General features: G+C 41.7%; 17 protein-coding genes and 1 pseudogene. 4 read left to right on the top strand and 14 right to left on the bottom strand.

All coding sequences use genetic code 11. The annotated features are described in order from the left end of the window. Positions 1–228: pseudogene (locus HP456_RS10010) on the top strand (hypothetical protein); the annotation flags it as partial. A 46-nt stretch (positions 229–274) separates the two neighbouring features. Here HP456_RS10010 and HP456_RS10005 read toward each other — a convergent pair. The 3 genes from HP456_RS10005 to HP456_RS09995 are packed head-to-tail and all read right to left on the bottom strand — an operon-like array spanning position 275 to position 2340. Continuing rightward, the gene (locus tag HP456_RS10005; protein ID WP_172250563.1) at positions 275–691 is read right to left on the bottom strand and encodes a Fur family transcriptional regulator; all 417 of its coding nucleotides are present in this window, start codon (positions 689–691) and stop codon (positions 275–277) included. A gap of 3 nt (positions 692–694) precedes the next feature. Further along, a complete protein-coding gene (locus tag HP456_RS10000) occupies positions 695–1552 on the bottom strand; it encodes a metal ABC transporter permease (protein ID WP_172250561.1) in 858 nt (285 codons plus the stop codon). A 14-nt stretch (positions 1553–1566) separates the two neighbouring features. Then, positions 1567–2340 (bottom strand): metal ABC transporter ATP-binding protein, encoded by a 774-nt coding sequence (locus tag HP456_RS09995; RefSeq protein WP_172250559.1) that lies wholly within the window; start codon positions 2338–2340, stop codon positions 1567–1569. A gap of 165 nt (positions 2341–2505) precedes the next feature. On the opposite strand from HP456_RS09995, the gene HP456_RS09990 reads away from it, so the two are divergent. Further along, entirely contained in the window at positions 2506–2760 is a 255-nt protein-coding gene (locus tag HP456_RS09990) for a DUF2624 domain-containing protein (RefSeq protein ID WP_172250557.1), read from the top strand. Between the two features lie 47 nt (positions 2761–2807). Here the strand turns inward: HP456_RS09990 and HP456_RS09985 are convergent, their stop codons facing one another. Both HP456_RS09985 and HP456_RS09980 read right to left on the bottom strand, forming a co-directional pair. Beyond that, the gene (locus tag HP456_RS09985) at positions 2808–3701 is read right to left on the bottom strand and encodes a deoxyribonuclease IV (protein ID WP_172250555.1); all 894 of its coding nucleotides are present in this window, start codon (positions 3699–3701) and stop codon (positions 2808–2810) included. Positions 3702–3771: 70 nt separating this feature from the next. Next, entirely contained in the window at positions 3772–5079 is a 1308-nt protein-coding gene (locus tag HP456_RS09980; protein WP_172250553.1) for a DEAD/DEAH box helicase, read from the bottom strand. 211 nt (positions 5080–5290) lie between these two features. Between HP456_RS09980 and vrrA the strand changes: the two genes are divergently transcribed. After that, positions 5291–6022: a VrrA/YqfQ family protein gene (gene vrrA / locus HP456_RS09975; protein ID WP_246288922.1), complete on the top strand. Its 732-nt coding sequence runs from the start codon at positions 5291–5293 to the stop codon at positions 6020–6022. Positions 6023–6180: 158 nt separating this feature from the next. Continuing rightward, the gene (locus tag HP456_RS09970) at positions 6181–7131 is read left to right on the top strand and encodes a 4-hydroxy-3-methylbut-2-enyl diphosphate reductase (RefSeq protein ID WP_172250551.1); all 951 of its coding nucleotides are present in this window, start codon (positions 6181–6183) and stop codon (positions 7129–7131) included. A gap of 79 nt (positions 7132–7210) precedes the next feature. On the opposite strand, the gene HP456_RS09965 is transcribed toward HP456_RS09970, so the two are convergent. The 9 genes from HP456_RS09965 to HP456_RS09925 all read right to left on the bottom strand — a co-directional run. Further along, on the bottom strand, positions 7211–8329 hold the full coding sequence (locus HP456_RS09965) for a Nif3-like dinuclear metal center hexameric protein (RefSeq protein ID WP_172250549.1): 1119 nt from the start codon (positions 8327–8329) through the stop codon (positions 7211–7213). After that, positions 8326–9042, bottom strand: a complete 717-nt coding sequence (locus HP456_RS09960; RefSeq protein ID WP_172250547.1) for a tRNA (adenine(22)-N(1))-methyltransferase — start codon at positions 9040–9042, stop codon at positions 8326–8328. The genes HP456_RS09965 and HP456_RS09960 overlap by 4 nt, the downstream gene beginning before the upstream one ends. Before the next feature lie 121 nt (positions 9043–9163). Further along, positions 9164–9538, bottom strand: coding sequence for a cytochrome c550 (gene cccA / locus HP456_RS09955; RefSeq protein ID WP_172250545.1), 375 nt, complete (start codon positions 9536–9538; stop codon positions 9164–9166). 238 nt (positions 9539–9776) lie between these two features. After that, the gene (locus HP456_RS09950) at positions 9777–10919 is read right to left on the bottom strand and encodes an acyl-CoA dehydrogenase family protein (RefSeq protein ID WP_172250543.1); all 1143 of its coding nucleotides are present in this window, start codon (positions 10917–10919) and stop codon (positions 9777–9779) included. 169 nt (positions 10920–11088) lie between these two features. Next, the gene (locus tag HP456_RS09945) at positions 11089–11631 is read right to left on the bottom strand and encodes a hypothetical protein (RefSeq protein ID WP_172250541.1); all 543 of its coding nucleotides are present in this window, start codon (positions 11629–11631) and stop codon (positions 11089–11091) included. A 114-nt stretch (positions 11632–11745) separates the two neighbouring features. Continuing rightward, a complete protein-coding gene (rpoD, locus tag HP456_RS09940) occupies positions 11746–12876 on the bottom strand; it encodes an RNA polymerase sigma factor RpoD (protein ID WP_172250539.1) in 1131 nt (376 codons plus the stop codon). A 35-nt stretch (positions 12877–12911) separates the two neighbouring features. Next, positions 12912–14720 (bottom strand): DNA primase, encoded by a 1809-nt coding sequence (gene dnaG, locus HP456_RS09935; protein ID WP_172250537.1) that lies wholly within the window; start codon positions 14718–14720, stop codon positions 12912–12914. Between the two features lie 51 nt (positions 14721–14771). Continuing rightward, on the bottom strand, positions 14772–15242 hold the full coding sequence (locus HP456_RS09930; RefSeq protein WP_172250565.1) for a YaiI/YqxD family protein: 471 nt from the start codon (positions 15240–15242) through the stop codon (positions 14772–14774). 290 nt (positions 15243–15532) lie between these two features. Beyond that, a partial coding sequence (locus HP456_RS09925) for a kinase/pyrophosphorylase (RefSeq protein WP_172250535.1) occupies positions 15533–15954 on the bottom strand: 422 nt, incomplete at its 5' end.

Below are 15954 nucleotides of genomic sequence, written 5' to 3'. Positions count from 1 at the left end.
TTGATTGGCTCACACAATAAAATATCCACCGCTAAGAAATATAAAGTGGATATTTTTTTTGAAGACAAGCATGATAATGCAGTGATGATAAATGAAGAATTAAATATCCCTGTCGTATTGTTCAATACCCCGTATAATCAGAGTCCAATTCCTGAAGGTGTGATCCGGGTGAATGATTGGAATGAAGCCAACCACTGGGTTCAAAACTGGCTGCGTAACGGAAACTAACAAAAAATGCCTTGGACAAATGTCCAAGGCTTTATTTATATCTGTTTCACTGACACTGTGGGCACTTGCCGTAAATCTCAAATTTATGTCCTGAAATATCATAACCTGTTTGGTCGATGCTGTCCTTAAGGACATCCATCGGGCATGTATGGATTTCTTCTGTCTTTCCGCAGTCCATACAGATGAAATGATGGTGGTGGTGTTCACTTTCACAAGTAAAGCGAAAATGCCTCTCCCCTGATAGCTCTGTCTCTTCAAGTATACCGAGTTCAACGAACAAGCTGAGATTTCGGTAAATAGTGTCAAAACTCAAACCAGGATAGTCGCTTTTCATATGTTCGAGTACATCTTTCGCCGTCAAATATTTATTGGAGTTAGAAAACAGCTGAAGTAATTCCTCTCTCTTCCCCGTATGCTTATATCCTTCTGATTTCAATAGATCCATTGCTTGAGATACATTCATTTTCTACACCTCTGCTTTTTGTGCATGTTTTGATGAACTAATCTTCTTCATTACAATCGTGATCAATAATATGAGAATGGCCGTGACCACAATGGTTCCTCCTGGAGCAAGATCCAGATAAAATGCACTGACCAATCCTGCAATCACAGATATTTCCCCAAATAGTAAAGAATATAGAATCGTCTGTTTAAATCCTCTGGCAATCCTGATACTCGCAGCAACAGGAAGGGTCATGAGGGATGATACAAGGAGGATTCCGACAATGCGCATGGATGCCGCGATGACTAACGCCACCATCACCATGAAGATGAAATGAATCGCCCTGGCCGGAATACCGGATGCTTTTGCATGATCTTCATCAAATGACAGAAGGAATAATTCCTTATAAAGTAAAAAAATCACTCCAATCACGACGATACTGATGACAGCGATCAAATATAGATCCCCCCTGGTAACGGCACTGACACTCCCAAATAAGTAGCTGAACAGATCTGTCGTAAAACCATCAGCGAGTGAGATGAAGATGACTCCGATTCCGATTCCGCCAGACAGAATGATCGGGATGGCAAGCTCTTGATAATGTTTATAGAGCATCCTTAGCCGCTCGATGAACAAAGACCCCGTAACGGAAAAAATCATTCCGAAATACAACGGATTCAAGCCTTGCAGCGAAGGGATCGTTTTACTCAAGTATAAACTTGCTGCAATACCTGATAACGTAACATGACTAAGTGCATCAGCTATCAGAGAAAGCCTTCTGACCACAATGAACGCACCTAACAGAGGAGCAATTATTCCGATAAGAATCCCTGTAAGAAAAGCATTTTGTAAAAATTCATATTGTAAAATAGCCTGAAGCATCTGCTCTCCCCCTATCAGTGATGATCATGTTCATGATTTAAAAAGTGGACATCATGACCATAAAATGATGACATCTCACTCTCTTTAAGTTTTTCGAATTCTTCTGTTTTCCCGTGAAAATGAAGATGTTTATTCAAACAGGCAACATGGGTGACCTTACTTGATATTGAGCCTATATCATGCGTGACCAATAATAAGGTAATCCCAATATCCTTGTTTAAATGATCCAGCATGCCGTAGAAGGTTTGAACGTTCTTACTGTCTACTCCGACAGTCGGTTCATCCAAAATCAAGACATCCGGCTTACTGACAAGAGCCCTTGCAATAAATACCCTTTGCTGCTGTCCACCGGATAATTCACCGATATTCCTTCCGGAAAAAGGCGTCATTCCCACCGATTCAATGGCTTCCACGATATCTTTCCGGTATTTTGCAGAAATTCTCTTGAACATCCCGGCTTTTTTTGCCAGTCCGCTAGCTACTACCTCATATACTGTAGCAGGAAAGCCGGTATTGAAGCTGTTTGCCTTTTGAGAAACAAACCCTATCCGGTCCCATTGCCTGAATTTTTGCTGAGGGATTCCAAACAATTCGATTTCTCCCTGCTTTACCTTCAATAAACCCAACATCAGCTTCAATAAGGTCGATTTCCCTGAACCGTTTGGACCAACAATCCCCAAAAAAGAACCTCTGGGAATAGTAAGGTTTATATCTTCAAGCACCCTTTCCCGGTCGTACCTGAAATTCAAATTTTCTATTTTTATTATAGGTGTATGGCTGTGTTCCATAGGTCTCAACTCTCTTTTTAAGAATCATTACGATTTATAACACATAGGAAAGTATACATGATGAGGTTGTACTTGTAAACTAAAGCTTCTTTTCTGAAATTCACGATAAAAAACTGTCACTTTCTTCACTAAATGAACATATGTATTTCCTGAGGAGTGATATAGATGAAATTACTGCAAAATGTGATTAATCACAAAATCAACAATATTAACCGCTCTGAACTGCTTAAGTATGCCAGCCAATACAATATTTCGTTAACCACTAAGCAGACAGATGCAATTGTCGGCAGCGTCAAAGGAAAAAACATCAATATTTTTGATGACCTGAGCCGGAGTAAACTAGTGAAAGAACTGGCTAAATTAATTGGTCCGTCCAAAGCAAAAGAAATAAATCAGCTTTTTCTACAGTTGATCAGATAGATGAAAGGAGGCTGATCTCTTTTAACAGAGATCAGCCTCACAAGATATTATTGGTTCCGGATTTTGGTTAACACGTCTTCATCGAATTTTTGATCGCGCAGCATATCGATTTCAAATTTATATGGTGCCTTCTTATCCTTCTTATCTTCACCTACATACGGTGTTTCAAGAATCTTTGGTACGTTTTCAAGCTGTGGATGATGCACGATATAATTCAGTGCCTTGAATCCAATATGACCGAATCCTATATTTTCATGACGATCTTTCCTTGCTCCTGTTGGGTTCTTACTGTCATTGATGTGAAGAACTTTAAGACGTTCTATCCCTATGGTCTTGTCAAATTCTTCGAGAACCCCGTCGAAATCTTCGACAATATTATATCCCGCATCATGCGTATGACAAGTATCAAAACAAATGGACAATCTGTCATTCAGTTCGACACCGTCGATGATCCGGGCCAGTTCCTCGAATGATCTACCACATTCAGATCCCTTTCCTGCCATTGTTTCCAGAGCGATCTGGGCAGTGTGATCCTTAGTCAATACTTCATTCAGACCTTCTATGATCCTGTCGATTCCTTTATCTGCCCCTGCACCTACGTGAGCACCCGGATGAAGGACAATCTGCTTGGCCCCCAATGCTTCTGTACGCTCAATTTCAGACCTGAGAAAGTTAACACCTAATTCAAATGTTGCAGGGTTCGTCGTATTCCCGATGTTGATAATATACGGTGCATGAACAACGATGTCATCAATTTGATGTTCCTTCATATGCCGCAGGCCGGCTTCTATATTTAAATCCTCAATTTTCTTCCTTCTTGTGTTTTGAGGTGCACCTGTATAAATCATAAAGGTATTTGCACCATACGAAACTGCTTCTTCACTTGAAGCCAGCAGCATCTTTTTGCCGCTCATCGAAACGTGGGATCCAATCTTGACCATTCTCCTCAACTCCTAAGAAAATCTCTTCTTCATTTTATCGAATGTGTGAAAATGAATCACGTCATAAGACTTATTTATTTCTATTTTTCTTTCTTCTTTCTTTCTTTTTGATTTGTTCCATTTTGTATTTCATTTTCTTTTTATAGCCAGGCTTTACGCTTTTAGGCTTTCGTACCAGTGATTTAGCTTTTTCATCAATTTCATCGCCTGTCGCTTTTTGACGGGTCTTACGCTTGTTCAAAGCAGGCAGTTCGAGCCACTCGCCTTTTTTTAGTTCCATATGTTTGAATGAAATCCCCATCTTTTCAAGACGATTCAATGCATCCTCGTCTGCAGGCTCATAGAGCGTATAGGCGATACCTGAATTCCCGGCTCTTGCAGTACGTCCAGATCTGTGCACGTAGAAATCAAGATCCTGCGGCAGTTCATAGTTGATTATATGACTGACCCCTTCAATATCAATTCCTCTGGCAGCCAGATCTGTGGCGACAATATATTGATAATCGAGGTTTCTCGTCTGTTTCATCATTTTTTTTCGCTCGCGCGGTGAAAGGTCTCCGTGAATTCTTCCTACTTTCAATCCCTTAGCAATCAATGCATCCGCAACTTCGTCTGCTTTCGCTTTCGTATTCGTGAAGACAATCCCTAAGTAAGGGTTTATTTCCACTAATAGATCATGAAGCACATTGACTTTTTCACGGCTTTTCTTTGGTATGATGACGTGCTCAATATTTTTAGCTGAAATTCTTTCCGGTTCAACATGCGCAAATTGTGGATTATCCATATATTTTTTCATGAAAGGCTTAAGCTTTTCAGGTATCGTTGCAGAGAATACTAGTATTTGCAGTTTCTCCGGCATTTTAGCGGCTATTTGATCAACATCTTCAATAAATCCCATGTCTAGCATAAGATCTGCTTCATCGACAACAAGAATTGGCGCAGTATGGACAAATAATGCTTTTTCTTTCACTAGATCATTGATACGGCCTGGTGTCCCCACTACGATATGAGGCTGGGTTTTAAGCTTTTCGATTGTTCTTTGTTTATCGGTACCTCCGATAAAGCATCGGGATACAATGTCACTGTTTTTCGTGATTTTCAGAATTTCGTGATAAATCTGCTGTGCAAGTTCCCTCGTTGGTGCTGTAATGACTGCTTGAACTTGCTCTGATGCCGCCTCAACTTTTTCGATGATCGGAAGTAAATATGAATGGGTTTTACCAGTACCTGTCTGTGATTGACCAATCGCGCTTTGTCCCTTCAGGATAAGCGGGATCATCTTTTTCTGGATTTCAGTCGGTTCATAGAAACCCAATTCTTCTATCGCCTCAGCAATGAATGGTTGAAATTCATAGCCAAGAAATAAATTCTTTTTCATCTCTGTTTCATCTCCTTATTTTCATATCCTTTTATTTAAACGAAAGTAGTCGGCGTTATTTTTAAAGAACATCTAATCATTATAATAAACTTTCCACAAAACTTCTAGTTACACTTATAGGGATTTGGCCGATATTCTCACAATCCCCTTTTTCGAACAGTTGCATACCCTAGTAAGGACTAGTGAATCAACAGTGAAAGGAGGCAGGCACATGCCGCCTAGAGGACGAATGAGAATGCAGAATGAACATCAGGGCAATCCATTTGGAATGATGCCTCAACACGCGAGAAGGAGCCCATTTGGCATGAGGCAGCCCAATGAGATGAGAAACCCGTTCGGGATGAGATCACAGACTCCTTCCCCCTTTCAAATGGGAGCGCAAGAGAATATGGGATTTCAAAGCCCACCGCCATTGAACATCCAGGGAATGAACGGAGGCAGGAGAAAAGGGCGCGGAGGCGGACTCCTTTCCAAATTATTAAAAAAAGGTGAGGATAATCAGCGGGGAGGAATACTACAGCAATTCAGCCGGGATAATACAACCGGGGCAGCGGCTGGATTCGAGCGTGGACCAGCTGCCGCCGCAGGTGCTTCTTCCATAGGAAACTTACTAAATCCGGGCAATATCAGTTCCTTTCTCTCAAATACACAGCAAGTTCTGAACGCAGCCCAGCAATTTGGGCCGATGGTACAACAATATGGACCAATGGTAAAGAACCTCCCTGCATTATGGAAACTTTACCGTGGCTTCAAGGACCTTTCGGCTGACGGTTCAAATGAAGAAAGTGATGTGCAGAAAGAGGATCTTGATGAAATCGACGAAAAGGTTAAAGTGAAAAAGGAAAAAGGAAAAAGAAAATTGAAGGTTGAAGAGGATGAAGTTGCGTCTGCTCCTAAGAAAAAGAGTTCTGAAGGCAGCTCGCAGCCAAAATTATTTATTTGAACCCCACCCCCTTAACGATATGCTACCGGGGTTTTTCTTTTTGAAATCCGGGGGTAGTACAACTAAATCAAGATACTCCTTCCCTACTCTTTGTCAGATACCACATTCTCCTTTATAATGAAGTCACAACCTTTACTCACGTAGGAGGATTTTCATAGATGGATATTATTAAGATAACTCCGAGAGGCTATTGTTATGGTGTGGTGGATGCGATGGTCATTGCCAGAAACGCTGCACTCGATAAGTCGCTTCCTCGTCCGATTTATATTTTAGGAATGATCGTGCATAACAAACACGTCACTGACGCGTTTGAAGAAGATGGCATCATTACACTGGACGGAAAAAACAGAAAAGAGATCATCGAGCAGGTAAATGAAGGAACAGTCATTTTTACCGCTCACGGTGTATCACCTGAAGTGAAAGAAATTGCCCGAAAAAAAGGACTGGTCACACTCGATGCAACCTGTCCTGATGTAACAAAGACTCATGACCTTATCCGCGCGAAGGAAGCTGAAGGATACGATGTCATCTACATCGGTAAAAAAGGACACCCGGAGCCGGAAGGCGCAGTGGGAGTCGCGCCTGAGATCGTACATCTTGTTGAAACTGCGGAAGATGTAGAAAAACTATCCATTGATAACGAAAAGATCATTGTGACGAACCAGACGACAATGAGTCAATGGGACGTTCTTGACACGATGGATAAAGTAAAAGAGTTGTTCCCTCATGTCGAGCTGCACAAGGAAATCTGCCTAGCGACCCAAGTGCGTCAGGAAGCAGTGGCTGAACAGGCCGGAGATGCAGATGTGCTGATCGTTGTCGGAGACCCTAAGAGCAATAACTCAAACCGCCTTGCGCAAGTCTCCAAGGAAATTGCCGGAACTCCTGCATACAGGATTTCAGACATCAGTGAGCTGGATGTGGAATGGATTAAATCAGCAAAGGTAGTTGCAGTCACAGCAGGCGCATCCACTCCGACTCCGATCGTTAAGGAAGTCATCAAATTTTTACAGGATTTCAATCCGGATGATGATACGACATGGACAAGAGAACGAAGTGTTCCCTTAAACAAAATACTTCCGAAAGTGAAGAAGTCTAAATTAAGCTAGTTCTTATCCCCCGTGGCTATTGCCCCGGGGGATTTCCCTGTAAAAAAGCGATCCGCCTTAATGGGGTACCGCATTTGCCTTACATATAAGTAAATGGATTTGTTTCAGACTTAGATGCGAAAATATTTACGTTATACCCTTTTTCCACACATTTATCTGCCAGATATTTCGCTACTCCGGCTTTCATCACTTTCTCTATATAATGACCTGCATCGACAATATTCAATCCCATCATCATAGCATCATGAGCAGTATGATAATAAATATCTCCAGAGACAAACGCATCTGCCCCCTGCCTTTTGGCTGCAGAAATAAATTTGTTTCCATCTCCTCCGAGAACCGCTACTTTCCTGACTTTGGCATTCATGTCACCGATAACCCGTATTCCATCCATGCCGAACGTTTCTTTCACATTTGCAGCGAAATCTTTCAGTGAGACCTCTTCCCGAAGCCTGCCGATTCTCCCTAAGCCCATAGGTTCTCCCTTATTTTCAAGAGGATATACGTCATAGGCAACTTCTTCATAAGGATGATTGGTAAACATGGCCTTCAGGATCTTATTCTCAAGAGAACGCGGATAGATGGTTTCGATCTTTTCTTCAGGCACTTCTTCCAAGATACCCTTCTGGCCGATATGCGGTTCTGAGTTATCACCTGGTAAAAACCTGCCCTTTCCTTCTGAGGAGAAGCTGCAGTGAGAATAATTCCCAATATGTCCTGCACCTGCTTTACCCAATGCACGCCTGAGCTCTTCACTGTTTTCTTTCGGTACATAAACAACAAGCTTCCTCAGTTGTTCTGAATATGTGGGAATTAATACAGAAGCTTCCTGTAGTCCCAGACTTTCAGCCAGAAGATCATTGACACCGCCGGAAGCCACGTCAAGGTTAGTATGGGCCGCATAAACCGCAATGTCATTCTTGATCAGTTTCTCAATCATTCTTCCCTGATAGGTGTCGGTATGGAGTGATTTAAGCGGCCTGAAAAGAGGAGGGTGGTGCGCAATGATCAATTTTACATTATTTTTGATCGCTTCATCCACTACATTTTCCAATACATCCAATGTGATCATTACATTTTCCACTTTTTCATTCAGTTTTCCAATTTGCAAACCGATGGGATCCCCATCTTCAGCGAGGTATTTAGGGGAGAACGCTTCAAAGAGTTGAATGATTTCGTGTCCGTTTACCGTTTTCATTCCGAAAGTACCTCCTCAACAAATTGAATGTTATTCATTAATTCAGCTTTTCGTTCATTCAAAGCTTCTGATTGCTCCGCTTTTTCCATATTAGACAGGATATTTTTCCATTGTGCACATTCCTGCCTCCATTTTCTTTGGAATGCTTCATTTTTCTGCTGCATTAAAAATGGGCCGAGTAAAAGCGCCTTTTGATGTCCTTCTACGCCAGGATAAGGACGAAGAGGTTCCCCTCTGTCAGCTGTCAAAATTTCATACACTTTTCCGTCTTCCTCAATGATTTCTTCGTTTGTCAATTCCCATTCGTTTTGAAGGAGCCAAACACGGATTGACTTAGCACTTACATTAGGTTGGAGGATCAGCCTTCTCACTCCCTGAAGCTTCTCTTTGCCATCTTCCAGTATCGTTGCAATCAATGCGCCGCCCATCCCGGCTATCGTAATGCAGTCCACTTCACCTGGAGAGATAACCTCAAGTCCATTACCGAGTCTGACCTTTATTTTATCTTCCAGGCATGCGGCTTTCACCTGTTTCTCGGCAGATAGGAACGGACCTTCCGCCACTTCACCTGCAATCGCACTTTCTGCAATTCCTTTCTTTACCGCAAAACAAGGTAAATATGCATGATCGGAACCTATGTCAGCGATCTTAGAACCTGTTGGAATTGACAAAGCGACCGTTTCTAAACGTTTGGATAACTGTTCAATATTCATGTCTATGTCTTCACCTTTTTAATTGATTTAATTCTAGTATGTACGTTTTTATTCTATCTGACTTTGTGCAATAAAAAAAGTCCTTTGCCCATTAGACAAAGAACCTTTTTAAGCGTATTCATTATTTAAGAGATTTGATCCATTCAGCCATTGCATCCAGATTTTCGTCTTGGATAAGGCCTCCAGGCATCGGCGACTTACCATTTTTGATGATTTCTTTGATTTCGTCGACTGATTTGTCCGTTCCTTTAAGGGCAGGACCCATGCCGCCTTCATAGTTTCCACCGTGACAAGACAGACAGTTGTCTTTATATGCTTGTTCCGGATCAAACTCACCGCTTGAAGCCTGTTCGCCTTCCCCGCCTGCTTTTTCACCGTGTTCCGCTTCTTTCGCTTTTTCATCAGCATTGTTAAGGCCTTCTAAAGACATGAAGAATATAAGGCCGATCCCCATAGCCATGATCAGAATGAATGGAATAATTGGATTACGATTCATGATTTAACCTCCTTTATGTACAACTTCCAAATTAGTGCTATTAAACACTATATATTTTACTTTAAAAAACGACAAAGGAAAAGTACTATCAATTAACTTTTCCATCTTTCTCACAAATTAGACACATTTCATGATTTTTTTATCATGATTCGAACATATCTGAAGTTAAAAATTAAAGAGAAGAGCTCTCAGGTGCTTACATTTGCTGACCCTCAAGCTCTTCGACAAACTTTTTATATTATGGACAACCGATGAGTCTGGAAATGACCATTCGTTGAACCTCGGATGTTCCTTCCCCGATTTCAAGAAGTTTGGCGTCACGCATATATCTTTCTACGTGATATTCTTTCATGTACCCGTAACCTCCATGGATCTGGATTGCTTCATCCGCTACTTCCATGCTGATTTCAGAGGCATATAATTTACACATCGATGCTTCTTTCGAGAAAGGTCTGCCTTGATCCTTAAGCCAGGCAGCTTTATGAACCATAGTGCGGGCAAGCTCGATTTTCATTGCCATATCTGCCAGCTTGAACTGAGTGACTTGGAACTCTGAAAGAGTTTTTCCAAATTGCTTTCTTTCCTTTGAATATTGCAGCGCCTTCTCATAGGCCGCCTGAGCGACCCCTACCGCCATTGCACCGATTCCTATACGTCCCCCGTCAAGAGTGACCAGGAACTGTTTGAAACCATCTCCACGCTTACCTAGAAGGTTTTCTTTCGGTACCTCAACATCTTCCAGCACCAATTCAGTCGTATTCGAAGAATGAAGACCCATTTTTTCGTAATTATCGATTACAGTGAATCCCTTTGCCTTGGTTGGAGTGATGATTGCACTGATTTCCTTTTTTCCATTCTCCCTGCCTGTGATAGCCGTCAAAGCCAGGTGGTCAGCATAGCTCGCATTAGTGATATAACACTTATTCCCGTTGATCACCCATTTATCGCCTTTGTCTTCCGCGGTTGTTTGTGTACCTCCTGCATCAGAACCTGCATTCGGTTCTGTCAGTCCGAAAGCCCCGAAAGATTCTCCTGTACAGATCGGCGTAAGGTACTTTTCCTTTTGGTCATGAGTACCAAATAAATTAATGGGTGCCCCCCCGAGAGATATATGTGCGGAATACGTAATACCGGTTGAAGCACAAGCCCTGCTTAACTCTTCTGTCACTATGGCAAAACTGACCGTATCGGCTCCCGCCCCTCCATACTCTTCTGGAAACGGCAGACCCATCATCCCCAATCCTGATAGCTTTTTAAAGATTTCCTTGGGAAATTCTTTCGTACGATCCCTGTCCAATGCACCCGGAGCCACTTCTTCCTCTGCAAATTCCCTGATTGTTTTTTTAATCATTGCCTGTTCTTGCGTTAAATCAAAATTCATCCTTATCCCCCTTGTAGTAACTTGATGAATGAAGCCTGAAGGTGTTCAGACTCTTTTCCAATCGCGCCTTCAGCAGTCTATCAAGATTTCTATGAATGCGCTCTCATTCCTATTATAAGAGGGAACGGTGAATTTTCTCAACTTTAAAAAACTTTTTAACATTCTGAAGTTATAGTAATATAGAAATAATCAGTACAAGACTTCCTATTCCCCCAGATAAAGTGAAATAGATCCGCCTTTGTCCCAATCCCAGGACAATCCATAACAAACAATTCGAAAAGAGGACAGCATATGTACTGAAAGGGGAACCCTGAAATATCTCCTCCGTTAGATCAATGGATCCGAGTAGAATGATGAAGGATGCTGAAATGAGTATAGCAGCCATTGAAACTTTTTTCTTAGAATAATAAATTCCCATTCCATATAATAATACGACAAAACATGTCAAAATCGCTGTTTGCAAAACGACTGATAATTCAGTAAAATGAATGACAAATAACGAAATCGACATAACGACTGCTGAGAAAAGGATATTCACGGACATCATTTTCATTTTCGCTTTTTTAATCGATGGATTCGAAAGGTTTTCTTCCCCATTGGAATAGAGTGCCATCAAATAATCACAGTATTGATCGGGTAGCATTTTATTCTGCTTCCAAAACTTGATTTCGTTTATAATAACAGCCTGTCTGCCAGGTTTAGATTTGGACATAATATGCTCACTTTCTGTAAATGTTCCTTTATTCCAATTCGTCAGTCCCAGGAATAAACCCTTTAAATTTCATAAAAAAACCTCTACCAAATTAATGATAGAGGTCCGGATTTCCTATTCCAAGAAATCCTTAAGTCGTTTACTGCGGCTTGGATGGCGCAATTTACGAAGTGCTTTTGCTTCGATCTGTCGAATACGTTCACGCGTTACACCGAAAACTTTCCCGACTTCCTCGAGAGTACGGGTTCTGCCATCGTCAAGACCGAATCGTAAGCGCAGGACATTTTCTTCACGGTCTGTAAGAGTATCAAGTACATCTTCGAGCTGCTCTTTTAATAATTCGTAAGCAGCATGCTCTGATGGTGATTGTGCTTCTGCATCTTCAATGAAATCTCCAAGATGTGAGTCATCTTCTTCACCAATCGGTGTTTCGAGCGACACAGGTTCTTGAGCTATTTTTAAAATCTCTCTTACCTTTTCAGGTGTAAGATCCATTTCTTCCGCGATTTCCTCAGGTGATGGTTCACGGCCTAAATCCTGCAGAAGCTGTCTTTGTACACGGATTAGTTTGTTGATCGTTTCAACCATATGAACCGGTATCCTGATTGTTCTCGCCTGGTCTGCAATCGCTCGGGTGATCGCCTGACGAATCCACCAGGTAGCATACGTACTGAATTTATATCCTTTGCGGTAATCAAATTTTTCAACTGCTTTGATAAGCCCCATGTTACCTTCTTGGATGAGATCCAGGAAGAGCATTCCACGGCCTACATACCTTTTGGCAATGCTGACTACAAGACGAAGGTTCGCTTCTGCCAGCCGGCGTTTAGCTTCTTCATCTCCATCTTCAATTCTTTTGGCCAGATTGATTTCTTCTTCTGCCGATAAAAGATCGACTCTTCCGATTTCTTTCAGGTACATTCTTACTGGGTCATTTATCTTCACTCCGGGAGGAACGCTTAAATCATTTAAATTGAATTCTTCTTCCTCTTCCTTTTCCAGCTCATTTGCGCCAGGATCGTCATCCTCATCATTTTCATTGATGATTTCAACACCCTGCTCACCTAATTGCTCATAAAATTCATCCATCTGGTCTGAATCCAGCTCAAACCCGGAAAGTTTATCAGCAATATCCTCATAAGTAAGGACGCCTCTTTTCTTACCTTGGTTTACTAAAAATTCTTTCACCTGATCTACCGATAATTCTGACGCTATTTGTTTGGAACGCGCGGACTTTTCAGCCATGTGTTCCCCTCCTTCCAACTTCCTTGAACAAAACTTTATAGAGACTTACGCAACTGTAAGATTTCCATAGCTATTAGGGCTTCTTTACGATAATCATTCTGCCTTTGTGCTTCTTTTCTTTCAGCTTCTTTTTCTTTTATCTTCAACATCTTTTGGTGTTTTAAAACAGAATGGACATAATCCATTAATTCTTGATCGGAGCATTCATCACTGATTGACATCATTTCTATATCTGTGACAATCCTGCGAAGTTTTTCATCAGGCAGATATCCGATGAATGAACTGGCAGCGGGAGGCAGCCCTTCCTCGTAATAACCTAATAAATACGTAATAATGGCTTGATGCTCATCAATATTCAGGTGCATGCCCGCGAGCCACTCCTGCACCTTATATGCTGTATTTTGATCTTTCAGCATATAGGCAATGAGCCGTCTCTCTGCTGTTTGATATGCAGGCAGTAACTTCATATCCATTTTCGGACGATACGGCTTAGGTGCAGGAACCTGTTTGGCTGGATTTGTCTTTCCTTTCACCGACCCCCTGATTTCAGCAAGCTGCTGCTGAAGGGCATCCATCGAAATATCAAATTCATCCGCAAGGTACCTGATATAGTAATCCTTCTCGACCGCATTGCCCAGAAGCGTGATTTCCTTAAGTATGTCTTCTATATACTGAAGGCGGTCTCCTTCATCATTTAAATTTTTGTTGAGTTTATAATACCGCAGCTTAAACGCCATAAACGTCAAGCCTGCCCCTATTACATCCTTTTGAAATTTCTCTTTTCCATACTTTGAAATGTAGTCATCAGGGTCCAATTGTTCAGGTATCATGGCCACCCGTATCGTTAAATGATGATTAAGAAGCAGGTTACCTGCTCTGAAGGCTGCCTCCACACCTGCAGAGTCACCGTCATAGCAGATGACCACATTATCGGTTAGACGCTTGATCAAACCGATCTGCCCTTCTGTCAATGAAGTTCCCATCGTGGCCACTCCATTATCAACAGATGCTTCGCTGGCGGAAATCACATCGGCAAAGCCTTCAAATAGAATGACTTGCTGTTTTCTTCTTATAATCGCTCTAGATTCATGATAATTATAGAGAATGCGGCTTTTATTGAATATCTTGGTTTCAGGACTGTTTAAATATTTTGGTTCATCATCCGATTGAAGGATCCTTCCTGAAAATGCGACGACATTTCCCTTAGAGTCGGTTATGGGGAACATGATCCTGCCCCTGAAACGATCGAGGAATGACTGATCTTTTTCCCTTCTGACCAATAACCCTGCCGCTTCCATCATTTCGAGGGAATACCCTCTTTTTTGAAGGAATTTTACGGTGAAATCCCAGCTTGGCAATGACCATCCAATCTGGAATTTCGTGATGCTTTCGGTAGTAAAGCCCCTGGCGATCAGGTATTCGAGAGCTTCCTGCCCCTCCTTTGTGTTTAACAGAAGATGATGGTAAAATTTACTTAATAGCTCATGAGCCTGCATCATTTGTTTTTCATCTTCTTGAGGAGGCGCTTCTGTTTCACTGGAAGCCCTGACGGTGATTTCCTCACCCACTTTGCTGCCCAGTTTTTGCGCAGCCTCTATGAATGAGAGACCGTCAACATCCATCAAGAATGTAAAAGCATTCCCTCCGGCACCGCATCCAAAACAATGAAAGATCTGTTTGTCAGGTGAAACGGAGAATGATGGAGTGTTTTCTCCATGAAATGGGCACAGGCCAAAGTAATTGCGTCCTTGCTTTTTTAACTGTACATAATCACTGACAACATCTACGATATCCGTAGAGGATAATATTTTATTTATTGTTTCTTCAGGGATTCTTTCAGACACTGTATATCACCTGGTTTTTCATTTCCCTTTTAATCCATTCGTTACGAATGATTATTTTCCTGCAATCTTCGACAAAATCCTCTCGAATTGCGATGAAAATTCTTTCCGGTCATTATTCGTAAAAGATTTTGGTCCTTTTCCATAATTCCCTTTCCGTCTTTCCTTCGCTGCAACGTAACGGTAATCAAGCGCCGTCACAATACTCTCTTCTCTGTAGACCTTTCCCCTCGGGGATAAGGCATAAACTTTTTTCGGCAGTACCAGGCTTGCGAGTCCTATGTCCTGGGTCACGAGAATATCATTCATCCGGACATGGTTCATGATGTACAGGTCTGCCGCTTCTTTCTCACTGTCCACATACACCCATCTCCCCTCATCTGGAGTATTCTTCTGATGAGCATGGGAAGCAACAAATACCACTTCAAAACCATAATCCTCCGAAATCCGAATGATTTCCGGTTTGACCGGGCAAGCATCTGCATCTACAAAAACTGTAGATTTTTGTTTGCTATTACTAACTATTCTACATCACTCCGCAATATCCTTCTCTCCACAGGAACTTTTCCTTGGAATTCAGGTAAAATATCGAAAAAAATCGAGACGAGACTTGACATATCACAATAATTAGTTTATTCCTTAAGAGTTTAGTCTAAACCTATTTTAAATATTTTTTATCACAATTTTTTATTATAGTATAATCGGACGGGTTTGACCACTAATTTACCTGAAAGAATTTTCGGGGGTGTTTCGTAAGCGTATCATCCCCAAACAAAGAACGATCCCTTCCGTTCGGCACGGGGGATCGTTCTTTGTCATGAGCCGTTTGACCGCTGATAAATGTTCGTAATAATATTTGCGGTTTCTTCCACAGCTTTATTGGTCACATCAATGACATGACAGCTCATTCGTTTTGAGATTTTCTCGAAATATTGGAGTTCTTCCTCTATCCGCTTGATATTTGCGTAACTGGCTTCATCATTGAGACCCAGTGATTTTAACCGTTCTCTACGAATCGTATTTAACTTCTGAGAAGAGATTTTCAACCCGAAACATTTCTTTGGAGAAACCTTAAAAAGTTCTTCAGGAGGATCTACTTCGGGTACAAGCGGAACATTCGCCACCTTGAATCGTTTATGTGCAAGATACTGTGAAAGAGGTGTCTTGCTTGTTCTTGAAACGCCTACCAGCACGATATCAGCTTTGAGGATTCCCCTTGGATCTCTCCCATCATCAT

The organism is Bacillus haikouensis, assembly GCF_013179555.1.
Classification (GTDB): Bacteria; Bacillota; Bacilli; order Bacillales; family Bacillaceae_B; genus Rossellomorea; species Rossellomorea haikouensis_A.
The sequence above is the reverse complement of the archived record's forward strand: the minus strand, read 5'-3'. Positions and strand labels throughout refer to the sequence as shown.